Below are 22,214 nucleotides of genomic sequence, written 5' to 3' on the forward strand. Positions count from 1 at the left end.
TCACGTCCTCGATGTGTCGAAAGCCGTTCAGGGAGGATCAGAAGGCGCGGGTGGCCGCGCGCTCCAGGAGGTGCCGCGCCCGCCGGAGTGTGACCGGGGAACCCGGGGTCAGGGCTTCGAGGCACAAGCCGCTGCACAGGCTGATCAGGCCATCGGCGGTGTCCTCCAGCCACTCCGCGTCGTCCGCCCGCTCGGGAGCAAGTTCCCGCAGCCACTGGCGGACTCGTTGATGCGCCCTGGCCGCCAGTGCGGCCAGCGTCCGGGTCGCCCCGGGTGTCGCGTCCACGGAAAGCGCGGAGGCGGACATCTCGAACCAGGCCGACAGCATCCGCTCGCCTTCCTGGTCATCGTCCGGAGGCAGGAACTGCGTCATGAGCGTGGCGAGCCGGTCGGTACGCGGACGGCCGGTGTCGGTGAGGCCGTCGTCGTGCAGTTCCTGGTCGAGCAGCTCCGGCAGGATCGCGTCGATCAGCTCATGCTGAGCCGGAAAGTAGTGCCGGAGCGTGCCGAGCCCGCATCCAGCACGGGCGGCTACCGCGCGCACCGTAACCGCGTCGATCCCGGACTCCGACGCTATCCGCACGGCGGCCGCCACGATGTCCGACCGCTTGTCACCCGTTCCCACGGCGACGATAGTACATCGTACTAGTACAGTGTGCTACCAGGTCAGTCCTGGCGGCCCGCGCGGCGGAACCGGCGTCGTAGCTGCAGGATGCGGGCGGCGCCGAGCAGTGCCACCAGCAGCGCGCCCGCCACGGCGGCCAGCAGCAGCGCGACCCCCAGCGGCAGCGAACCGGACAGGCCGAGGAAGGTCACGGTCACGCCGTCCTGGTTCTGCAGGATGAAGATCAGCAGCAGGATCAGCACCAGGGCCCCGACGATGGCGGTGACCCAGGCGGCACTGATCCGGGTGCGGTCCGACACGGCCGAGTGCCCGGCCGGCGCGCCCGGCCCCGGTTCGGCACCCCCGTCCGTTCCGGTCCCGCCACCCCGCCGCGCGTCTTCGTTCGCTCCAGCCGAGCTGTTCATGTCGCCATCATCGCGCGGCGACGCCGATCTCGCCGGATGAGTTCGCACGTCAGGGTGAGGTGGCTACATCCGTTCCGGCGCGGCGATGCCGAGCAGCCCGAGCCCGTGCCCGAGGGTGCGTGCCGTCAGTCCGCACAGGGCGAGGCGGTTGCCGCGGACGGGTGCCTCCGCCCTGCGGACGTGGCAGGTTTCGTAGAACGCCGTGAAGTCGCGGGCCAGCTCGTAGAGGTATCCGCACAGCCGGTGTGGTTCCAGCCCGGTTGCCACCTCGCGGAGGGTGCCGGCGTAGGCGTCGAGTTCCAGCGCGAGCGCACGCTCGGCAGGCTCGAGCGGGACCTCGGGATCGACGGTCAGCTCCGGGTCACCCTCGTTGCGCAGGATGGACCGGATCCGCGCATGGGCGTACTGCAGGTAGACGGCGGTGTTGCCGGTCAGCGACACCATGCGGTCCACCTCGAAGGCGTAGTCCTTCAGCCGCGAGGTGGACAGGTCCGCGTACTTGACCGCCCCGATCCCGGCCTGCTCGGCGATCCGGTCCAGTTCGGCCGGGTCGAGGCCGGGATTCTTCTCCGCGACGACTACGCGGGCGGCGGCGACCGCGTCGTCCAGCAGGTCCGTCAGCCGGACGGTTCCGCCCGCGCGGGTCTTGAACGGGCGGCCGTCCGGGCCGAGAACGGTGCCGTAGGCGACATGGGTGGCCTCGGTCCCGGCGGTCAGCCAGCCCGCGCGCCGGGCGGCTTCGAAGATCAGCTGGAAGTGCAGCGCCTGGCGGGAGTCGGTGACGTAGAGCAGGCGGTCGGCCCCGAGCTCGCGGATGCGATAGCGGATCGTGGCCAGGTCGGTGGTGTCGTAGCCGTAGCCGCCGTCGCGCTTGCGCACCATGAGCGGAACCGGCTTGCCCTCCGGTCCGGTGACCTCCTCGGAGAAGACGACCAGCGCGCCGTCGCTGTCCACGGCGATCCCGGCCGCGGCGAGCTCGGCGACGGTGCCGGCGAGTTCCGGCTTGTAGAACGACTCGCCGACCGAGTCCGCCGGGGTGAGCAGGACGCCCAGCCGGTCGTAGACATCGCGGAAGGCCCGCTCCGACTCGGCGACGATCTCCTCCCGCTGGGTACCTCGTCGTGGCGCCAGGTGACCTCGGGATGCTCGGTCAGGTACTGGATGAGCATCCCGAACTGGGTTCCCCAGTCCCCGAGATGGTTCTGCCGGATCACCTCCGCACCGAGGAAGCCGAGCAGGCGGGCGAGGCTGTCCCCGATGATCGTGGTGCGCAGGTGCCCGACGTGCATCTCCTTGGCGATGTTGGGCGCCGAGTAGTCGATCACGGTTCGCCTGCCTCGCTCCGGGGCACCGATACCCAGGCGCGGGTCGGCAAGGCGTGCGGACACCTGCTGCCACACGGCCCGGCCGGAAACGGTGATGTTGAGGAAACCCGGTCCGGACGGCTCGGCTGAGCCGACCGGCCCCTCGCCGAGGGCGGACAGGAACTCGGCGGCCAGGGTCGCCGGTGTGCTCCCGGCGCGCTTGGCCAGCGCCAGCGCCGCGTTGGACTGGAAGTCGGCGTGGCCGGATCGACGCACCACGGGGTCCGCTTCCGCCAGGTCCGGACGCGCGCGGCCGATCGCAGCCGATACGGCGTCCGTGATCACGTCCAGCAGTGGCGGTACCTGATGGTCGGGCACGGATCCTCCTTTGTCGGAGGGATTCAACCAGCCGTGCCGAGCGTCTGGCGCAGCGCGTCCGCCAGCGCGGTCGCGGCGTGCGGGCCGGGATCGCGCGGTTCCCGCCAGGCGATGAACCCGTCCGGCCGGATCAGGACCGCGCCGGCCTCGCCCACCCCGAACGAGCTCGCCCACCGCCCGTCGATGTCCGCCAGTACGTGCTCGCCGCGGGGCTCTCCACCGCTGAGCACCCGGTACGCCGACAGCGGCAGCCGGTCGCGGTCGGCCAGCGTCCCGGCGGCCTCCATCCAGGCCGCGCCGCCGGGTCCGGCCAGCAGTACCAGCCCTTCCGCCCAGAGGTCTACTGTGGACACTTGTTCGCCGTTCCTGCGCAGCCACAAGTGCGGTGCGCGGGTGCCGGGCCGGCCCGATGGGTTGCGCGGATCCGCAACGGGCGCGGTCATCGGTGGGTAGCAGTAGCCGAACTGCAGGCTCGTCGTGTCAATGAGCTCCACCTCGTCGAGCCCGGCCGGCAGCTGCACGCCGAACCACTCCTTCCCGGTGACCAGCGCCTGGTTCACGGTCAGCTCGGCGACCGGGCGGCGCTCGGTCTCGTAGCCGTCCAGCAGGGCAGGGCCGGCCCAGCCGTGCAGGACGTAGGCGAGTTTCCAGGCCAGGTTCGCGGCGTCCTGGATACCGGTGTTGGCGCCGTAGGCCCCGGACGGCGGCATGACGTGGGCCGCGTCCCCGGCCAGGAACACCCGGCCGGCGGCGAACCGGTCGGCCACCGCGGCGGTGGTCTGCCAGGGCGACACCTCCAGCGGCTCGACCACGAGGTCCGGGATGCCCGCGGCGGCCCTGGCCAGCTCCACGCAGCGTCGCGGGGTGAAGTCCGCGGCCGACTCGCCGAGATCGGGGCGGTAGGTGACATGCAGCGCCAGCTTGTCGCCCACCACCCGGACCATCCCGGCAAACCCGGGATTGTTCACCTGGCAGATCACGAAGCTCTTGTCCCGCAGTGCGTCGCCGAGATCGGCGCGGACCATGATGCCCGCCACGTCCTCCAGTACGCCCACCCCGTCCCTGCCGATACCCAGCCGGTCCCGGATCGGGCTGTTCGCCCCGTCGGCGGCGACCAGGTACTCCGCGTGCACCGTGGAACGCCTGCCGGTGGCGCGGTCGGTCAGCACGGCCGCCACCCCCTCCGCCCCGGTGGTGAACGACTCGAGTTCGGTGCCGAACCGCAGGTCGGCGCCGAGTCCTTCGGCGTGCTTACGCAGCACCGGTTCCAGCACGTCCTGGGAAAGGACCGCCTCCGCGCAGGGGCTGACCCCGGCGAGATCGTCCTGAGCATGCCCTGCGTTGGGCGGGTTGAGCCAGTGGTGGTTGGGGCTGGTCAGGCTCTCCGCCCAGAGCAGGCCCGAACCGTCCAGCCGCCACGGCCCGGCCGCGCGCACGTCCTGCTCGACGCCGGCCGCGCGGAACAGTTCCATCGTGCGGCCGTTGTAGCCGGGGGTGCGGGGATGGATGGAGGTGTCGTGGTGGCGCTCGGCCAGGATCAGGTCGACGCCGTGCCTGCGCAGGAACAGGGCGGTGGAAAGGCCGACCAGGCTTCCGCCGACGATCAGTACCTGCGTTCGTGCTTCGGGCATGTAGTTGTCCTCCGAAGTCCCTTGTTCGGTGGTCACGGTGGGGGTGCCAGCAGCCGGTCGAGCGCGTCGACCAGGTGGGTGTCGACCTCGGCGGGCATGGGAGGACGCAGCACCATGCCGAGCACCAGGTAGACGATCATCGTCGCCGTCGCCGTCAGGTCGAGATCGCCGCGCACGCGGCCGTCCCCCCGGCCGGACCGCAGCCAGCCGATGATGGCCTGGTGCCAGCCCCCATGCCACTCGACCAGCATGGTGTGCAGCGCCGGGTCCTCGCGTGCGGCCCAGTTCATGTCGATGAGCAGCCGGAACTGCCCCGGATCGGTCTCCGCCTGCCTGGCAAGGCCGGTCAGCATGGTGCGTAGCGCGGCCATGCCGTCGACCCAGTCGTGCTCCAGCTCCAACGGCGCCAGCAGCCGGTCCTGGATGGTGTGCTCGAGGACGGCCCGCACGAGGTCGTCCTTGGTGGGGAAGTAGTAGTGCAGGGTGGCGACCGTGATGCCCGCCTCGGCGGCGACATCGCGGGTGCGCACCTCCGCAAGTCCGGAACGGACGATGGCCCGGAACCCGGACTGCACCAGCCTGTCCCTACGTTCCGCCGACCGCGGGCCCGGCCTCGCTCGCTTCGCCGCCACCTCGCCACCCTTCTTTCTATCAACTGATAGAAAGCTAGCGGGGCTCCGAGAGGCTGTCAATCAGTTGATAGAAATCGGTGGTGGCACGGACACACCTGCCGGTTCCGGCAGGTCGGCGATATGCTGTGGGCGGCTGCGGCTCCTTGCGAGCGTGCGAGGGAGGACGGACATCACGTGATGTATGGACGGCTACGCAAGCGTTGTGAGTCCGTCATCGAGCAACTGAAGCTGCCCGAGTTCGTCTCCGTCGAGGAGTTGTGCTCGCACCTTTCGCAGCAGCGCGGGCGGCCGCTGCACCTGCGCCCCCTTCCCCCGCACGGCACCCCGGCCGGGGTCTGCGGCGCCTGGGTGGCGACCAGGAAGGCCGACTACATCTTCGTCGAACCGCAGACCACCCGGCTGCACCAGGAGCACATCACCCTGCACGAGATCGGCCATATGCTGTTCGACCACAACGTCACCACCCCGGTCGACCAGGGCGGATTCTCCGTGCTGCTGCGCGATCTCGATCCCGAACGGGTGCACAGGGTGCTGGCGCGGACGAGCTACACCGACCGGCAGGAGCGCGAAGCCGAGATGATCGCCAGCGTCATCCGATCCACCGGCGGGAACGCCGGGACTCCGCCGTCCGGGGACACCCTCGGCGGGCTGGAGACCGGGCTCGGCTTCTACCGGAGCAGGTGAGCGCCGCCTCGGATGTTCGCCTGGGTCGAGATCGCCGGATTCACCTGCCTGTGGCTGGTCGCCGTACTCCGCGCGCCGCAGGCGATCCGCCATCCGCAGCAGCGCGCCCTGTGGCTGGCGGTCACCCTGATCGCCTTCACCACCACACTGCACCAGCCGCCAGTGGTCGCCGGCCTCGGCGGCCTCATCGGTGACCCGACGCTGGTCGTCGTCATCAAGCACACCTGCGACGTGATCGCCTCCTCGGCGATGCTGCACTTCATCCTGACCGCGATGGGCTGGCGCCGGCATCTCCCGTTCCTGCTGGCGGCCGCGATCACGGCCGGGACGGCGCTGTCCTGGATCAACCTCGCGCACGCGCCACCGGGGTACGCCGCCACCCCGGAACTCGACCTGCCCGCGTCCTACTGGGTCATCTTCTTCGGCTTCCATTTCGTCTCCAACTCCTGCGTGGTGGCGGTGTGCCTGCGTTACTGGCGGCAGGCCGACCGCTGGCCGATGCGCTGGGGGCTGCTCACCTTCGGCATCGGCACGCTGTTCGCCTGCGTGCTGTGGCTGCTGTTCCCGGCCTACCTGTGGACCCGGATCCCGGCGCTGCTGCCCGCGGCCTCGCTGGTCACCGGAATCGAGGAGATACTCCAGGCGGCGGGTGTGGCACTGCCCGCGGTGCCGGGCATCCGGCGCGCGTTCACCAGCCGCCGGAATCTCTGGACGCTGTGGCCGCTGTGGCGGCACGTCACCAGCTGGAACCCGCAGGTGGCGCTCGTCATCCCCCGGTTCCGGCTGGTCAACGTGCTGCTCCGGACCCACCTGGTGGACCTGCACCTGTACCGGGCCGTGATCGAGATCCGGGACGCCATCCTGATCCTCAGCGAGTACATCACCCCTGCCCTGATCGACCGCGCCCGCGCGCATGTCCGCGCGCACCAGCTGCCGCCCGCGGAGGCGAACGCGACGGTCACCGCCTGCCTGATCTCGGTCGCTACCCAGGCCAGCGGGCAGGGGGAATTCCCGAGGCAGACCGATCTCCAGGCAGCGACGATGGGCGGCGAGGACCTCTCCGGCGAGATCGACTTCCTGCGCCAGGTGATCAAGGCGCGGAAGTCCCCGGTCGTGAAGGCCTTCGCCAGGGAGAACACCCTGACTCCGTGGACCGCCGACCGGCAGGAACAACCGCAAGCAGTAGACGGACCGTAGACGGACACCGAGGTGACGGGAGTCGTGGTGCCGACCATCCACGGAACATGCGCCGACCAGTTCGCCGAGGTGCGCGAGGCGCTGTCCTCGACCCTGGCGGAAGGGCTGGACGTCGGCGCCTCGGTCGCGGTGTTCCTGGACGGCGAGCCGGTGGTGGACCTGTGGGGAGGCCACACCGATCCGGAGCGGACCCGGCCATGGCAGCGCGACACCATCACCACCGTCTGGTCGGTGACGAAGACGATGACCGCCCTGTGCACGCTGATCCTCGCGGACCGCGGGGAACTCCGGCTGGACGCACCCGTCGCCAGGTACTGGCCGGAGTTCGCCGCGGCGGGCAAGGAACGGATCGAGGTGCAGCATCTGCTCGGGCACACCGCGGGACTGCCCGACTGGGACGAACCGCTCGGCGTCGCCGACCTGTGCGACTGGGACAAGGCGACCTCGCTGCTCGCCCGGCAGGCGCCCCGGTGGGAGCCCGGCACCGTGTCCGGCTACCACGCGCTCACCCACGGATACCTGGTCGGCGAGGTGATCCGGCGGGTATGCGGCCGCTCACCGGGAACCTTCTTCGCCGAGGAGGTCGCGGGTCCGCTCGGCGCGGACTTCCGGCTCTCACTCACTCCGGAGCAGGACCACCGGGTCGCGCCGATCATCCCGCACAACCAGCCCCGGCGGGCCACCGGCCGCGGCGCGGCCGCCGTGCCGCCCCGAACCATGATCACCCCCGAGGACAGCTGGACCACCCGCTGGCGGCGGGCCGAGATCCCGGCCGTGGCCGGTTACGGCAACGCCCGGTCCACGGCGGCGGTCCAGGCGGTGCTGGCCGGTGGTGGCGCGGCCGCGGGCAGGCGGCTGCTGTCCGAGGCCGGGGCGCGGGCGGCGCTGACCGTGCAGGCGGAGGGCACGGACCTGGTGCTCGGCGCCCCGCTGCGTCTCGGCACGGGGTACGGGCTGAACTCGGCGGAGATCTCGATCCTGCCCAATCCGGACACCTGCTGGTGGGACGGCTGGGGCGGGTCGCTGGTCGTCGCCGACCTGGACGCGCGCATGACTGTGGCTTATGTCATGAACCAGATGCGCGCTCGTGAGTACATCATCGGAGACAGCCGCGGTACCAGTGTGCTCACCGCGGCGTACCGGGCATTGGGACGGGACTGATCCGGTCTCCCGCCCGGGTTGCCGGGGAACCACGCGCCCCGGCGCGACGTTGTCGAAGTAGTTCTTTCAGCCGCGGAGCACCAATCGTGCGGGGAGGCCCACGTGATTGTCGACGGCAAGTACAAGTTGCCGGTACCGGAACCCCGGCCGGAGTTCCAGCCGACCAGTGCTGAGTTCGTTCCGTTCGCCCAGGGATCGCCCGCCGCGGACGACTATTTCCCGGCGGGCCCGGACGCGATCGGCCTGCCCTTGCTCGAGGTGGTGCGTGGGCCGCGCACCGGTGCCAGGTTCTCCCTGCCGCCGGGAGTCACCGTGATCGGCCGGGGTCCCGACTCCGACATCCAGCTCGACGACACCACGGTGTCCCGGCGGCATGTGGAGTTCCGTCGCACCGCCGACCGGGTCCTGCTGCGCGACGCGGGCTCGCTGAACGGCACCTACGTCAACCGTCGGCCGCTGGCCGAGGCCGAACTCACCGATGGCGACGAGATCTGGATCGGCAAGTTCCACCTGCGCTACCGAGGCCGGTAGGCCGACCTCAGGTCGGCGGCACCGCGGGCGGCCAGCTTCGGCCATGGGTCGTCCCGCGCGAGGATCTCGGCGGCCCGCAACCACACCGTGCGGTCGTGCCTGCGCAGCAGGCGGTAGCCCGCGGCCCGCACGACCGGCCTGTCACCCTCGATCAGCAGGCCGCACGGCAGGTCCAGCGGTAGCGACCGGGCGGCAGGCAGCAGCACGCCCGTTGCCTCCCTGATCACCGTGGCCGACTCGTCCCGCAGCAGTGGCACCAGCCGGCCGGGCCGATCGGGCGAGTTGAGCAGGTGCGCGCCGAGCCGGACCGGAGCTTCGGACAGCGCGACCCGGAGTTGGCTGCGCGCGAACGAGCTGCGCGACCTGTCCTCAAGGCGCAATGCCATGCCGACGGATGCGGGCAGTAGTGAGGTGGGGTTCGCGTGCAGCAGCAGGGCGAACGCCGCCCGCGCCGGGTCGCTGACCTGCCGGGCCCAGTCGGTGGTGCGCAGCACGAGGAACGGCATCAGCTCGGGCACCGGCGTGGCCGCTATCCAGGACACCGCCTTCTCCCGCACGATCCCGCTCGGGTGCAGGCTCACCAGCGCGATGGCGGGGATTCCCGGGGCGCCCGTGCGCACGGCATCCACCGCCGCTTCGGCGGGGTCCGTCGAAGTCGGCCAGTGCGTCGAGGATGCGCTCGGCGTCCGTCCGGCAGTTGTCGTCCGCATCGCGGACCGCGGCGTACAGCTCGGTGGCTTGGTAGGGGAATGACACGCGCCATTCTGTTCGGTGCCGCCCACTTCCGCAGTCGAATATTCGCCCCGCCGCTTCACTCGATCGTGTATCGAACATGTGGTCGATACGGCGGTAGTCTGGGGTTGTGACCAGGACCTTCGGCATCGACACCTCCCCCATGAGCGAGGAGGAACTCCTGACCGCGCTGGGCGAGCTCGAACAGCAGCGGCGAGTCGACTATGCCCGGGAGCTGGCGGTCCTGGCCGAACTCGACGGCCGCGGCACCGCCAGCCAGAAGGGCTACCGGGATCTGCCGACGTTGACCCGGGAGATCCTGCGGGTCAACGCCTACGACGCGCGCCAGCGCGTGGCCCACGCGCGGGCGGTGGTGCGGCGCTACGGCCCGGGTGGCATCCCCCTGGAACCCGACCTGCCCGAGGTCGGCGCCGCCGCGGCCGAAGGCGCGATCGGGCCGGAACACATCGAGACCATCCGCGCCACCATCACCCGCTTCCCCCAGCCGATCAGCCTCCCGGACCGGGAACATGCCGAAGCGCTGCTGACCAAGGCGGCGCGGGAGTACGAACCCCACACCGTCACCACCCTGGGCCGGGAGATCCTGGCCCGGCTGGACCAGGACGGCACCCCACCCACGGAGGAGGAACTGGCCCGGCCGGAACGGTCCCTGGACTGGCGCGAAACCCGCGGCGGGCGATTGCGGGGCACCTTCGACCTGGATGCGGAGACCGCCGCGGTGTTGACCGGGCTGATCGAACCGAGGGCGAAACCCTCCGGCACGAAAGAGGAGCCGGATCGCCGGAGTAAGTTCCAGCGGCAAGGGGACGCGTTCGCCGACGTGCTGCGCGTGGCAGCGGGGTGTCCGGAGGAGGGGCCGACCGAGGCCGGGGAACCCTTCACCGTGATGGTGACCATCACCCTGGAGGATTTGAAGCACGGCACCGGATACGGGCTCCTGCACGGGCAGGAGTCCTACTCGGCCGCCCAGATCCGGCGGATGGCTTGTGACGCGTACCTCGTGCCCGCGGTGCTGGGCGGCAAGGGCGAGATCCTCGACATCGGACAACGCACCCGCACCGTACCCCTGGCCATCCGCAGAGCCCTGATCCTGCGGGACCGCGGGTGCACCTTCCCCGGATGCCGGAAAAAACCCAAGCAATGTGACGCGCATCATGTGGTGTTCTGGGCTAACGGGGGACCCACCGCCCTGCACAACCTCACCCTGCTGTGCTGGTACCACCACAACCTCATCCACCACACCGACTGGCAAGTAAGGATGCGCAACGGGTTGCCCGAGTTCATCCCACCGGCCTTTGTGGACCCGGAGCGAAGACCCAGACGCAACCTCCTGCACCGGCAAGGGAAGGAGGCCGAATGATGGTAATCGCCTGTTCGGCGGCGGGATCACCGTGCCCAGTCGAGCACAGCGGTGCTACTGGGATCGGTGAAGGCGAGCAGCCGCAGGGCTTCGTGCTCGATCTCGCCAATGTCCGTAGTGGACAGTGGACGAAGTGGCTGCACGGTGAGCACGACCGTGTCCCTGTCGCGGGCGGTCGTCCAGGTAGCGGCCACGGTGCCGTCGACGAGTACGGTCGCCGCGACGCCCGCGCCGACGCACACCTGGCGGCGGATCTGGTCGGTCATGATCCGGGTGCGGTCGGCGTGGGCGAGCAGGGTGGCGTCGAACTCCGGGAGGAACCGGACCGGAGCAGGCAAGTCGGCCGGGGGCAGCGGCCGGTCCGGAAGGTCGAACAACTCCCGCCCGGACTGGTCGGCGTAGACCCGCAGTTCCGGTCGCAACCGGGCGAACACCTCGCGCAGGCCGCTCACCCCGGACCAGGCCCGGGCGTCGGCCACGGTTGCCGGGCCGAACGCCGCCAGGTAACGGCGGACCAGCTCGTCCGCGTCCTCCGTGGTCGCCTCCTGGGGTACCCCCGTCCACTCCGCCGAGGCGAACGGGGTGGCGCCACGGGTGTTCCAGGTGCCGCTCGGCGCCGGATGCACCAGCGGCAGCAGGTACTGCACCGTCCAGCCGAGGCCGGTCGGATCGGCACCCGGGCGCCGCCGCGCGAGCAGCCGCCCCAGCTCCGGCCGGGTCAGCACCCGCCCGTCGGCGAGCAGGGTCCGTGCCTCGGCGACCAGCTCGTCCAGGTCGACTCCCGCGGTGCGGCGGCCGAACGCGTTGCGTTGCACGCGACGCAGCAGTGGCGCCAGCACCGGCCGGACGAGCCGGAAGTCCGGTACCGACATCAGATGCTGGGTTGCGCGCATCAGGGTGGATCGCACCAGGGTCCCGTCCTCGATGGCGGCGGTCAGCTCGCCGATGGTGAACCGGTCGAGCCTGCTCCACAGTGCAAGATAGGGCAGGTTCGGGTCCTGGGCGTTCAGGCCGAGCAGGCGCTCGACCGCCGGGACCACCGGCAGGTCCACGCGATCCAGCAGCAGCTGCCGCGCCAGCACCGCGCGGTTGAGCGCCCGCGGGCTCAGCACGGTGGCTCGGCCGGGTCCGCGGGCGTCCATGTCAGCGTGCCTTCCGGAAGAACAGGCGGACGTCCTCGACGAGCGCCGCGGGCGCCTCCATGGCGAGGAAGTGCCCGCCGCGATCGAGTTCGGTCCAGTGCACGATGTTGTGGTCGCGCTCGGCCCCGGGCCGGATGGTCACGTCGTGGGCGGACACCAGCACCCCGGTCGGCACCGTGCCGCGCCCGGCACCCTCGCTCCAGTCGGCAGCCGAGGTCTCCTCGTAGTAGATCTGGGCCGCCGAGCCGGCCGTTCCGGTCAGCCAGTACAGCGAGACATCGGTGAGCATCCGGTCGCGGTCGATGCTGTCCTCCGGCAACCCGTCCTCCGGATCGGTGAACTCCTGGAACTTCTCCATGATCCAGGCGAGCTGGCCGACCGGCGAGTCGTGCAGTCCGTAGGTCACCGTCTGCGGTCGCTTGGAGTTGCACTGCAGGTAGCCGTCGTTGAAGTTCTGCATGGCTTCCCAGCTGCGCTGCTCGGCCTCCGTGAGTCCGTCGAACTCGCCCTCGGCGCCGGCCGGGAAGGTGAGCAGGGCGTTGAGATGGATACCGAGCACCTGCTCCGGCGCCTGCCTGCCGATCTCCGGGCCGACCCAGGCACCCGTGTCATAACCCTGCACGCCGTACCGCTGGTACCCGAGGGCCGGCATCAGCCGTACCAGTAACCCGGCCATCCGGGCCGCGTTCATCCCCGGACCGGCCAGCGGGGTGGAGAAACCGAACCCGGGCAGGGAGGGCACCACCAGATGAAAGGCATCGGCCGGGTCGCCCCCATGGGCACGGGGATCCGACAGCGGGCCGAGCACGTCGAGGAAGTCCGTGAACCCGCCGGGCCAGCCGTGCAGCAGGACCAGGGGAGTGGCGTCCGGTTCCGGCGAGCGCACGTGCAGGAAATGCAGGTTCTGACCGTCGATGGTGGTACGGAACTGCGGGTACTCGTTCAGCGCCGCCTCCTGCGCGCGCCAGTCATAACGGGTACGCCAGTACCCGGCCAGTTCCTTGAGATACCCGACCGGGACGCCGCGGCTCCAGCCCACCCCGGGCAGCTCGTCCGGCCAGCGGGTGTTGGCCAGCCTCGCCCGCAGGTCCTCCAGCTCGGCCTCTGGGATGTCGATGCGGAAGGGCTGGATGTCGTGCCGTGTGCTTGTCATGAGCAGAACGCTAGATGCCGGTTAGGACACTTTCGGTCCTAAGTGGCTGGCAGACTCGGGTCGTGCTGGAGACACCCGTGCGGCTGCTGAAACTGCTCTCCCTGCTGCAGATGCACCGGGACTGGTCGGGTGCCGAGCTGGCGTACCGGCTCGAGGTGACCACCCGCACCGTCCGCAGGGATGTGGAGCGCTTGCGTGAACTCGGCTACCCCGTGCTCGCCCTGCGGGGTACCGCGGGCTACCGGCTGGGTGCGGGGGCCGCGCTGCCGCCGCTGCTGCTGGACGACGAGGAGGCCGTGGCCGTGACGGTCGGCCTGCGCACGGCAGCGGGCGGATCGATCACCGGGATCGAGGAGACCTCGCTGCGTGCGCTGGCCAAGCTCGAGCAGGTACTGCCCTCCCGCCTGCGCCACCGGGTGAACACCCTGCACACCGCGACGGTCCGCGCCGGTACCGCGCCCGGACCGCGGGTGGCGGCGGACACGCTGATGGCCATCGCCGACGCCTGCCGGCGGCAGGAGCGGCTGCGGTTCGACTACACCAGCCTGCGCGGTGCGGCAACCGTCCGGTCGGTGGAGCCGCACCGGCTGGTCAACTTCGGTCGGCACTGGTACCTGGTCGCCTTCGACATCGACCGCGCGGACTGGCGTACCTTCCGGGTGGACCGGCTGGTCCCGCGCAGCCCCACCGGCCCGCGGTTCACCCCACGCCAGCCGCCGCACGGGGACGCCGTCAGCTACCTGGCACACCAGCTGTCCACCCGTACCTGGCCCTGCCAGGCCATCGTCACCCTGCACGAACCGGCCGAGACGGTGACCGACCGGGTGTGGCCGGGGATGGGCGTGGTGGAAGCCGTCGACGAGCACAGCTGCCTGCTGCACGTCGGCGCCGACACCGTCTCGGCCCTGGTCTGGATGATCACCTCGGTGGACCTGGACTTCACCCTGGTCAGCGGGCCGCCCGGGCTCGCGGACGCTTTTCGCGCGCAGGCCGACCGGTGCCTGCGTGCCATCCGGCGGCCGCAGACCGGCTGAACGCGAGATCCGCGGGCGGCCCGCCATCCCCCGACGGATGGCGGGCCGCCCGCGGCGGCCGGGCTACTCCGCGGCGAGCGCGAGTTCCGGCTCGGGGACCGGCTCGGTCCCGCGGCGCCGCCGCAGCACCCCGGACAGCGCGACGAGCAGGCCGAGTACGGCGATCCCGGTGATCACGGCGAGCGCGGGGGTGAGGCCGGCCAGCAGCGCGTCCGGGGAGGCCTCGGCGCCGCCGTTGGCGGTGAGCACCGCGGTGACCACGGCGAGCCCGATCGCGCCGCCGACCTGGAGCGAGGTGTTCAGCAGGCCGCCGGCCAGGCCCTGCTCCTGGTCCACCACGCCCGCCGTGGCCTGGATGTTCAGCGAGGAGAACGCCAGGGTGAACCCGATGCCGAGCAGGATCATGCTGGGCAGCACCGCGCCCAGGTAGCCGGAGTCGGCGTCGATGCCGAGGAACAGGGCGTACCCGGCGACATGGGCCAGCACCCCGCCGAGGATGGTGCGTGCGGTGCCGACCCTGGCGATCAGCGGGTCGATCCGCGGGGAGCCGAAGGCCACGATCAGGGCGGCGGGCAGGAAGCCGAGCGCGGTCTCCAGCGCGGACCAGCCCCGTACCGACTGCAGGTAGAGCATCACCACGAACTGGAAGCCGATGTAGGCACCGAAGAACAGCGCGCCGCCGAGGTTGGCCCTGGCCAGCGGCCCGGAGCGCAGGATGCCCAGCCGCAGCAGCGGGTGGCTGCTGCGCTTCTCGATGAGCACGAAGGTGGCGATCAAGGCCAGCGCGAGCGCGAAGGACACCAGCGTGCGCGGCGCGGCCCAGCCGACCTCGGGGGCCTCGACCACGGCGAACACCAGCAGCAGCGAACCCGCGGCCCCGGTTATCGCGCCGGGCAGGTCGTATCCGCCGGTGCTGCGGTCCGGGGCGTAGCGCGGGATCAGCTTGACCGCCGCCACCAGCGCGGCGAGCGCGATCGGCACCGGCAGCAGGAAGGTCCACCGCCAGCCGACCTCGGTCAGCAGGCCGGAGAAGACCAGCCCGGCCGAGTAACCGCTGGCCCCGAACACCGCGAAGATACCGATCGCCTTGTTGCGTGCCGGGCCTTCGTGGAAGGTCGTCGTGATGATGGACAGGGCCGCGGGCGCGGTGAAGGCCGCGGCCAGGCCCTTGACGAACCGGCTGGCAATCAGCAGCGCCCCGTCGTCGACCAGCCCGCCCAGCAGCGAGGCGAGCGCGAACACGGCGACCGCGACCAGGAACACCCTGCGCCTGCCGAGCAGGTCGGCGGTGCGCCCGCCGAGCAGCAGCAGCCCGCCGTAGCCGAGGACGTAGCCGCTGACGACCCATTGCAGCGCGCTGGTGGACAGGCCGAGATCGGCCCGGATGGACGGCAGCGCGACACCGACCATCGAGACGTCGAGTGCGTCCAGCCCGACGACGGTGGACACGGTGAGCAGGACACCCCACAGGCGGGCATCCCACCGGGTCGAGGACGTGGACAGTTGCGCGGAAGAGCTCATGCCAGCAGACAGTACATGCAGACACATCTAATGCAAGTGCAATAAGTGTGTTTGCATTAAATTCATGCGCATGCTACCCTGCTGTCGTGAGCGAGGTCGCCGAGCGGACCGTGGTGCGGCAGTGGCATGAACTGCTCGCCCACCACGCGGCCGTGTTCAGCGCGCTGGAGTGCCGGCTGCAGGAGGAGCACGGGCTCGGGGTCAACGAGTTCGAGACGCTGGAGCGGCTGGCCACCTGTGCGGACAAGTGCCGGGCCGCGGATCTGACCGAGGCCGTGCACCTGAGTCAGAGCGCCACCTCCCGGCTGATCGCCAGGATGGAACGCGAGGGCCTGGTCGAGCGGGCCATGTGCGAGGCCGACCGGCGCGGCATCTTCGTGATCCTCACCGAGGTCGGCAGGCAGCGTTACGAGAGCGCGAAACCCACGCACCGGGCCGTGCTCGAGGAGATGCTCGGCGGGGACTGAACCGCGCGCCCGGCGTGGCCAACAAACGCCTAAAATTCCGCCAACCGGGAATCTTTCGCATTATCCGATGTTGATCGCCGCCCAGGCCGGCCGTAGCCTTCGGGGCACCGGACTTCCCGCGAACAGCGAGTCTTATCCAAGGCGAACGGGAGGGCTGTATGCCCGAGCAAGAATCGAGTCGACGTTCCTTTTTCGGCTGGGCTGGGAAATCGCTGGCGATCACGGCCGCTGTGACGGCCGTCCCGGCGACCGCGCTGGCGGCGGCCGAGCCCGCCGGGGTCGATCCGGCCACCGGTGAGCCGCTCGACGCCGGAGTGGACTGCGATCGGGGGGTGCCGCGATGACCACGTTCGTCAGCAGGTCGGAATGGGGAGCGCGGGCGCGCCGGAACGTCTCGTACAACATCACGCCGCAGCACGGCGGGGTGACCGTGCACTATGTCGACACCGGCAACGTGGCCCGGCAGAATCACGAGGAATGTGTCGGCCAGGTCCGTTCGATCCAGGACTATCACATGGACGGAAAGGAATGGTCGGATATCGCATACACCTATCTGGTGTGCATTCACGACCACATTTTCGAGGGCCGGGGAACGGGAGTGCGGACCGCGGCGAACGGCACGAGCTCCGGAAACCAGAACTGGTACGCGGTATGCGGCCTCGTGGGTGGCGCCGATCCCGTTTCGGACCAGCTGGTCACGGCCTACCAGGCGGCGATCGCCCGGTTGCGCGGCGCGGGCGGAGCGGCCGAGGGGATCAACGGCCACCGGGATCACCTGGCCACGTCCTGCCCGGGGGACCGGCTCTACGGCTTCGTCCAGGACGACTCGCTGGACCCGCGCAACGCCGCGGTGCCGCCGTGGCCGGGGGTGTACCTCTCCTACCCGCCGATCACCCGGCACCGCAGCGTGGCGACCTGGCAGCGGCGGATGCGCGAACTCGGCTGGTCGCTCACCGTCGACGGGGCCTATGGGCCGTCGTCGAAGTCCGCCTGCACCGCGTTCCAGCGGGACCGGGGACTCGGCGTGGACGGCATCGTGGGGCAGAACACCTGGGACGCGTGCTGGGCCTGACCCACCGGGCCGGGCCGCTCAGCCCTGCTGCGCGGCCCCGGCGCCGGTGACCGGCAGCACCGGGTAGGCGACCTTGATGTTCGCCCGGTCCAGCCCGCTCTTCAGGTGACCGCGCAGCGCCCGGCCGAGTGCCCACTGCTCGCCGGGTTGCGTGGTGACCATCACCCGCACGGTCACCGCGCCGTTGCCGATGCCGACCACGCCGCTGATGTCCGGGCGTTCGATGATCTTGGGAGCGTACTCCGGGTCGTCGGCGAACTCGTCGATGCTGCGCTGGATGACCTCCTTGGCCTGTTCCACGTCCACCGAGTAGTCCAGCGGGAGTTCGATCACGGCGTTGGCCCAGTCCTGGTTCATGTTGCAGACCCGCATGATCTCGCCGTTGCGCACGTGCCACAGGCCACCGTTCAGGTCGCGGATCCGGGTGACCCGCAGGGTGACCGCCTCCACGGTGCCGATCGCCTCGCCCGCGTCGATCACGTCGCCCACGCCGTACTGGTCCTCGGCGATCATGAACAGCCCGGAAAGGAAGTCCTGCACCAGGCTCTGCGCCCCGAACCCGATCGCGAGGCCGAGCACCCCGGCGCTGGCCAGGATCGGCCCGATGTTCACGCCGATCTGCCCGAGCACAGTCACGAAGGCGATCCCGAGGATCACGAAGGTGGCCACGCTCTTCAGCACCGAGGCGACGGTCTGCGCGCGCTGCCGCTGCCGCTCCCCGCGCGAGGCCTCGCCGGACTTCACGATGCGGCCGGCCGCCCTCGTCTTGCTCAGCCGGTCCCGGGAGCTCACCATCCGCTTGGCCAGCTGGTCGATCACCCGGCCGATCACGGCCCGCAGCACGAGCGCGACCACGACGACGATCACGATGTTGATCAGACCGGAGATCATCTCGCTGGAGTTCTCGTTGAACCACTCGGTGATCGCGTTGGCCTGCGACAGTGGGGCCGGCACGGGCGCTCCCTTCGTCTCCGCTGCACCTCCTCAGGCAGGGTGACATGAGCACCCGCGTGAGGCGCACCACGGGTCGGCGGAGGCGATCACGGCTCGGCGAGGAACCCGGTCAGCAGGCCGGTCAGCTGTGCCGGGGCGTCCTCCTGCACCAGATGCCCTGCCTGGTCCACCAGCCGCAGCCGGGCCTGCGGGATGGCCGCGGCCAGCCGGGAGCCGTACTCGGCGGGTAGCCACTGGTCCTGCTCGCCCCAGACGATCAGCACCGGGCAGTCCAGCTCGCCGTAGCGCTCCTCCACCTCCCGGGTGTAGCGCTCGTCGGCCTGGCTGATCTGCCGGTAGAACGCGGGCTGCCCCTGCTCGCCGGTCCACGGGCGTACCAGCGCGTCCAGCACCTCCCCGCGCAGCGGCCGGTGCGCGGCCGTCTCGATGTAGCCGCGCACCAGTGCCTCGTGCAGGTGCGCGGGCAGCTCCTCGAACACCGGCGCGTGCTGGTTCACCAGCCGGAAGAACGGGCTGCCCCACGGGCGCAGGGACACCGCGTCGACCAGCGCCAGCTTGCGGTAGCTCAGCCCGTCCAGCAGCGCCGAGCGCAGCGACACCGCCCCGCCGAAGTCGTGCGCCACCACCGCGGGCCGGGACAGGCCCCAGTGCCGCAGCAGCCCGGTGAACACCTCCTGCTGTGCGGCCAGCGACACGTCCTGGCCCGCCCGCTGCTCGGACCGCCCGTAGCCCACCATGTCCCAGAGATAGACCGTGTACCGGTCGGAAAGCGCGGTGGCGACATCCCGCCAGACATGGGAGGAGAACGGCGTGCCGTGCAGGAACACCAGCGGGTCGCCGGTACCCCGGCAGGCCCAGCGCACCGTGCCGTGCGGGCTCTCGTAGCTGTCGGTCAGTTCCCAGCTCATCCTGGCTCCCGTCGGGTGGTGGACCTACCGGACGCTGCAACACCGCCCGTGCCGATCTTCATCCGGACTGTGGCAGCATGGCGTGGGTGCGTTTCCATGCCGATCTGCACATCCACTCCAAGTACTCCAGGGCTTGCAGCAAGGACTGTGATCTCGAACATCTGACCTGGTGGGCCCGGCGCAAGGGCATCACGCTCGTCGGCACCGGCGACTTCACCCACCCCGCGTGGTTCGACCACCTGCGGGAGTGCCTGGTCCCGGCCGAACCGGGGCTGTACCGGTTGCGCGCGGACCTGGACGCCGACATCACCCGCAGGCTCCCGCCGAGCCTGGCCGCTGGCCAGGTCCGGTTCATGCTGTCGGTGGAGATCTCCACGATCTACAAGCGTGCCGAGCGCACCCGCAAGGTGCACCACCTGATCTACCTGCCCGACTTCGACGCCGCCGCGGAGTTCAACCGCAAACTCGGCCGGATCGGCAACCTCGGCTCGGACGGCCGCCCCATTCTCGGCCTGGACTCCAGGGACCTGCTGGAGATCACCCTGGAGTGCGGCGAGGGTTCCTACCTGGTGCCAGCGCATATCTGGACCCCGTGGTTCGCGGTGCTGGGCTCCAAGTCCGGCTTCGACGCCATCGAGGACTGCTACGTCGATCTCGCCGATCACATCTTCGCGCTGGAGACCGGCCTTTCCAGCGATCCGGAGATGAACTGGAAGATCAGCGCCCTGGACCGGTACCGGCTGGTCAGCAACTCCGACGCGCATTCGCCGCCGATGCTCGGCAGGGAAGCCACGGTGTTCGAAACCGAGCTGGACTTCCACGCCGTGCGCCGCGCGCTGGAGACCGGAGCCGGGCACGCCGGATCGATCGAGTTCTTCCCCGAGGAGGGCAAGTACCACGTCGACGGGCACCGCAAGTGCGGTGTCCGGATGGAACCACCGGAGACCAGGCGGCATGGTGGCAACTGCCCGGAATGCGGCAAACCGCTCACCGTCGGCGTGCTGAACCGGGTGGAGGAGCTGGCCGACCGGGCCGAGGCCGTCCGTCCCGATGGCGCGGCCGAGTTCCGCTGCCTGGTGCCGCTGCCGGAGATCATGAGCGAGATCGTCGGCACCGGGCCGAAGAGCAAGAAGGTGCTGGGGCAGATCGACAAGCTCACCGCCGCGCTGGGGCCGGAGCTGGCCATCCTGCAGGACGTCCCGGTGGACGACATCGAGCGGCACTCGTCCCTGCTGGCCGAGGCCGTGCGCAGGCTGCGCCGCGGCGAGGTGATCAGGCAGCCCGGCTATGACGGTGAGTACGGCGTGATCCGCCTGTTCGAACCGGAGGAGCTGCGGCGGGCAGGCACGATGGACACCCCCGCGCTGTTCGACGACGGGCTGTTCGGCTCGCCCGCGCCCGCGCCGGAGCGGGCCGAACCGCGGCGGGCCCCGGGTGCCGGGGAGCCCGCCCCGGCCGAACCGGCAGCCGAGCCGCCACCCTCGCCCGAGCCACCACCCGAGCCGCGGCCAGGGCCTGCCTGCTCGCTGCTGGACGGCCTCGATCCCGAGCAGCGGGCAGCCGCCGGGCTCACCGGCGGGCCCCTGCTGATCATCGCCGGACCGGGGACCGGAAAGACCCGCACCCTGACCCACCGGATCGCCCACCTGCTGACCGAGCACCAGGTGCCGCCGGGGGAGTGCCTGGCGATCACCTTCACCCGGCGCGCGGCCGAGGAGATGGCCGAGCGGCTCGCCGCGCTGGTGCCGGAGCAGGCGCCGGGAGTCACCGTGGCCACCTTCCACGCACTCGGCGTCCGCATCCTGCGCGAGCAGCACGAGCGCGCAGGCCTGCCTGCCGACTTCGGCATCGCCGACGCGAACCTGCGGATGGAGATCGCCACCGAGCTGGCCGGGGACGAGAAACGCGCGGGCAGGCTGCTCACCGAGCTGTCCCGGCAGCGGCGCACCGGCGGATCCGATCTCGAGCTGGCCGATGCCGCCGATCGCTACCTCAAGGCGCTGCGGCAGCGGAACCTGGTCGACTTCGACGACCTCGTCGCCCTTCCGGTGACCCTGCTGGAGTCGGACCCGGAGCTGGTCGCCGCCTACCGGCAGCGGTACCGCTGGATCTCGGTGGACGAGTACCAGGACGTGGACGAGCAGCAGTACCGGCTGCTGCGCCTGCTCGCCCCGGCCGAAGGCAACCTCACCGCCATCGGCGACCCGGACCAGGCCATCTACCGGTTCCGCGGTGCGGACGTCGGTTTCTTCCTGCGGTTCCAGGAGGACTTCCCGTCCGCGCGGACCGTGCAGCTCACCCGCAACTACCGCTCCAGCGCGAAGGTGCTGACCGCGGCACTGGGGCTGATCGCCCCCGGCACACTGGTGCCGGGGCGCGCGCTGCACCCGATGGGGGAACATGGCGAGGCCCCGGTCGGCACCCATGCCGCGGCCACCGAGCAGGCCGAGGCCTCGTTCGTGGCGCGCACGATCGAGCAGCTGCTCGGGGGCGCGTCCTTCCACTCGCTGGACAGCGGCCGGGTGGACACCGAGGGCACCCAGGGGCTGGGCTTCTCCGACTTCGCCGTGCTCTACCGGACCGACCGGCAGGCACGTGCCCTGGTGGACGCGCTGACCAGGGCGGGCCTGCCGTTCCAGAAACGCTCGCACGACCGGCTGACCGACCGCCCCGGCGTGCCGGAGATCCTGACCGAACTGAGCTACCTGCCCGCGGCGCAACCATCCGGCGGCCCGGCCGGTTCGGTGCCGGGCCGGTTGCGCCAGGCCGCCGATGCCTGCCTGGAACGGCTGCCGCACAACGCCGGACGCGAGGACGCCGCCGCGGACCTGCACACCGCCGTGGACCTGCTCCGGCCGCTCGCCGAACGCTGCGGTGCGGACCTGGAACGCTTCCGCACCGAGCTGCTGCTCGGGATCGAGGTGGACACCTGGGATCCCCGTGCCGACCGGGTGTCCCTGCTGACCCTGCACGCGGCCAAGGGGCTGGAGTTCCCGGTGGTGTTCGTGGTCGGCTGCGAGGACGGGCTGCTGCCGTTGCGCTGGCCCGGTGCCGCCGGGGAGCTCACCGAGGAGGAGGTGGCCGAGGAACGCAGGCTGCTGTTCGTCGGAATGACCAGGGCGCAGCGGCATCTCTACCTCAGCCATGCCGCGGAACGCCTGCGCCAGGGCAACGTCCGGACCACCAGCAGGTCGCCGTTCCTCGCCGACCTCGATCCAGGGGTCTGCGAGCGAGTGGGCGGCACCCCCCGCCGCAAGCCCCGCGACACCCAGCTGCGGCTGCTCTGATCCCGGGAGCGCGGCC

At 70.8% G+C, this 22,214-nt stretch carries 21 protein-coding genes and 1 pseudogene; 10 read left to right on the forward strand and 12 right to left on the reverse strand.

Going from position 1 to position 22,214, the window contains the following annotated elements:
• Positions 1-37 precede the first annotated feature (37 nt).
• The 6 genes and pseudogenes from KOI47_RS13230 to KOI47_RS13250 form a co-directional block, all read right to left on the reverse strand.
• Positions 38-625, reverse strand: a complete 588-nt coding sequence (locus tag KOI47_RS13230) for a TetR/AcrR family transcriptional regulator (RefSeq protein ID WP_216216265.1) — start codon at positions 623-625, stop codon at positions 38-40.
• 41 nt (positions 626-666) lie between these two features.
• Positions 667-1,029, reverse strand: coding sequence for a lipopolysaccharide assembly protein LapA domain-containing protein (locus tag KOI47_RS13235; protein WP_216216266.1), 363 nt, complete (start codon positions 1,027-1,029; stop codon positions 667-669).
• A gap of 63 nt (positions 1,030-1,092) precedes the next feature.
• A complete protein-coding gene (gene argS / locus KOI47_RS13240; RefSeq protein WP_232376854.1) occupies positions 1,093-2,217 on the reverse strand; it encodes an arginine--tRNA ligase in 1,125 nt (374 codons plus the stop codon).
• A gap of 14 nt (positions 2,218-2,231) precedes the next feature.
• Positions 2,232-2,711, reverse strand: a pseudogene (gene argS, locus KOI47_RS35535) (arginine--tRNA ligase domain-containing protein); the annotation flags it as partial.
• A gap of 23 nt (positions 2,712-2,734) precedes the next feature.
• Positions 2,735-4,342, reverse strand: coding sequence for an FAD-dependent monooxygenase (locus tag KOI47_RS13245; RefSeq protein ID WP_216216267.1), 1,608 nt, complete (start codon positions 4,340-4,342; stop codon positions 2,735-2,737).
• 32 nt (positions 4,343-4,374) lie between these two features.
• Positions 4,375-4,917 (reverse strand): TetR/AcrR family transcriptional regulator, encoded by a 543-nt coding sequence (locus KOI47_RS13250; protein ID WP_216216268.1) that lies wholly within the window; start codon positions 4,915-4,917, stop codon positions 4,375-4,377.
• 234 nt (positions 4,918-5,151) lie between these two features.
• On the opposite strand from KOI47_RS13250, the gene KOI47_RS13255 reads away from it, so the two are divergent.
• The 4 genes from KOI47_RS13255 to KOI47_RS13270 all read left to right on the forward strand — a co-directional run bounded on the left by KOI47_RS13255 (position 5,152) and on the right by KOI47_RS13270 (position 8,547).
• Positions 5,152-5,658: a hypothetical protein gene (locus KOI47_RS13255; RefSeq protein ID WP_216216269.1), complete on the forward strand. Its 507-nt coding sequence runs from the start codon at positions 5,152-5,154 to the stop codon at positions 5,656-5,658.
• A gap of 12 nt (positions 5,659-5,670) precedes the next feature.
• Positions 5,671-6,855: an MAB_1171c family putative transporter gene (locus tag KOI47_RS13260; protein ID WP_216216270.1), complete on the forward strand. Its 1,185-nt coding sequence runs from the start codon at positions 5,671-5,673 to the stop codon at positions 6,853-6,855.
• A gap of 12 nt (positions 6,856-6,867) precedes the next feature.
• Positions 6,868-8,016, forward strand: coding sequence for a serine hydrolase domain-containing protein (locus KOI47_RS13265; RefSeq protein ID WP_232376714.1), 1,149 nt, complete (start codon positions 6,868-6,870; stop codon positions 8,014-8,016).
• 105 nt (positions 8,017-8,121) lie between these two features.
• Positions 8,122-8,547 carry an FHA domain-containing protein gene (locus tag KOI47_RS13270; protein ID WP_408629934.1) on the forward strand — a complete coding sequence of 142 codons (426 nt, stop codon included), beginning with the start codon at positions 8,122-8,124 and terminating at the stop codon, positions 8,545-8,547.
• Here KOI47_RS13270 and KOI47_RS13275 read toward each other — a convergent pair.
• The gene (locus KOI47_RS13275; RefSeq protein WP_216216272.1) at positions 8,532-9,167 is read right to left on the reverse strand and encodes a hypothetical protein; all 636 of its coding nucleotides are present in this window, start codon (positions 9,165-9,167) and stop codon (positions 8,532-8,534) included. The two genes, KOI47_RS13270 and KOI47_RS13275, sit on opposite strands and share 16 nt — an antisense overlap.
• Before the next feature lie 242 nt (positions 9,168-9,409).
• Here KOI47_RS13275 and KOI47_RS13280 point away from each other — a divergent pair, with 242 nt between their 5' ends.
• Entirely contained in the window at positions 9,410-10,660 is a 1,251-nt protein-coding gene (locus KOI47_RS13280; protein WP_216216273.1) for an HNH endonuclease signature motif containing protein, read from the forward strand.
• Between the two features lie 26 nt (positions 10,661-10,686).
• Here KOI47_RS13280 and KOI47_RS13285 read toward each other — a convergent pair whose 3' ends face one another.
• Positions 10,687-11,802, reverse strand: coding sequence for a winged helix DNA-binding domain-containing protein (locus KOI47_RS13285; protein WP_216216274.1), 1,116 nt, complete (start codon positions 11,800-11,802; stop codon positions 10,687-10,689).
• Between the two features lies 1 nt (position 11,803).
• The gene (locus KOI47_RS13290; protein WP_216216275.1) at positions 11,804-12,955 is read right to left on the reverse strand and encodes an epoxide hydrolase family protein; all 1,152 of its coding nucleotides are present in this window, start codon (positions 12,953-12,955) and stop codon (positions 11,804-11,806) included.
• Between the two features lie 62 nt (positions 12,956-13,017).
• On the opposite strand from KOI47_RS13290, the gene KOI47_RS13295 reads away from it, so the two are divergent.
• Positions 13,018-13,989, forward strand: a complete 972-nt coding sequence (locus tag KOI47_RS13295; protein WP_216216276.1) for a helix-turn-helix transcriptional regulator — start codon at positions 13,018-13,020, stop codon at positions 13,987-13,989.
• Between the two features lie 63 nt (positions 13,990-14,052).
• Here the strand turns inward: KOI47_RS13295 and KOI47_RS13300 are convergent, their stop codons facing one another.
• On the reverse strand, positions 14,053-15,510 hold the full coding sequence (locus KOI47_RS13300) for an MFS transporter (RefSeq protein WP_216216277.1): 1,458 nt from the start codon (positions 15,508-15,510) through the stop codon (positions 14,053-14,055).
• 86 nt (positions 15,511-15,596) lie between these two features.
• Here KOI47_RS13300 and KOI47_RS13305 point away from each other — a divergent pair, with 86 nt between their 5' ends.
• From KOI47_RS13305 to KOI47_RS13315, 3 genes are all read left to right on the forward strand, one after another.
• Entirely contained in the window at positions 15,597-15,977 is a 381-nt protein-coding gene (locus KOI47_RS13305; protein WP_216216278.1) for a MarR family winged helix-turn-helix transcriptional regulator, read from the forward strand.
• Positions 15,978-16,135: 158 nt separating this feature from the next.
• Positions 16,136-16,321: a hypothetical protein gene (locus tag KOI47_RS13310; RefSeq protein WP_216216279.1), complete on the forward strand. Its 186-nt coding sequence runs from the start codon at positions 16,136-16,138 to the stop codon at positions 16,319-16,321.
• A complete protein-coding gene (locus tag KOI47_RS13315; RefSeq protein WP_216216280.1) occupies positions 16,318-17,049 on the forward strand; it encodes a peptidoglycan recognition protein family protein in 732 nt (243 codons plus the stop codon). The genes KOI47_RS13310 and KOI47_RS13315 overlap by 4 nt, the downstream gene beginning before the upstream one ends.
• An 18-nt stretch (positions 17,050-17,067) precedes the next feature.
• On the opposite strand, the gene KOI47_RS13320 is transcribed toward KOI47_RS13315, so the two are convergent.
• Positions 17,068-18,003: a mechanosensitive ion channel family protein gene (locus tag KOI47_RS13320; RefSeq protein ID WP_216216281.1), complete on the reverse strand. Its 936-nt coding sequence runs from the start codon at positions 18,001-18,003 to the stop codon at positions 17,068-17,070.
• Between the two features lie 86 nt (positions 18,004-18,089).
• Positions 18,090-18,911, reverse strand: coding sequence for an alpha/beta fold hydrolase (locus tag KOI47_RS13325; RefSeq protein ID WP_216216282.1), 822 nt, complete (start codon positions 18,909-18,911; stop codon positions 18,090-18,092).
• 77 nt (positions 18,912-18,988) lie between these two features.
• On the opposite strand from KOI47_RS13325, the gene KOI47_RS13330 reads away from it, so the two are divergent.
• Complete coding sequence (locus KOI47_RS13330; RefSeq protein ID WP_232376715.1) at positions 18,989-22,198, forward strand: UvrD-helicase domain-containing protein; 3,210 nt, start codon at positions 18,989-18,991, stop codon at positions 22,196-22,198.
• Positions 22,199-22,214 lie beyond the last annotated feature (16 nt).

The organism is Amycolatopsis aidingensis, assembly GCF_018885265.1.
GTDB classification, from domain to species: domain Bacteria; phylum Actinomycetota; class Actinomycetes; order Mycobacteriales; family Pseudonocardiaceae; genus Amycolatopsis; species Amycolatopsis aidingensis.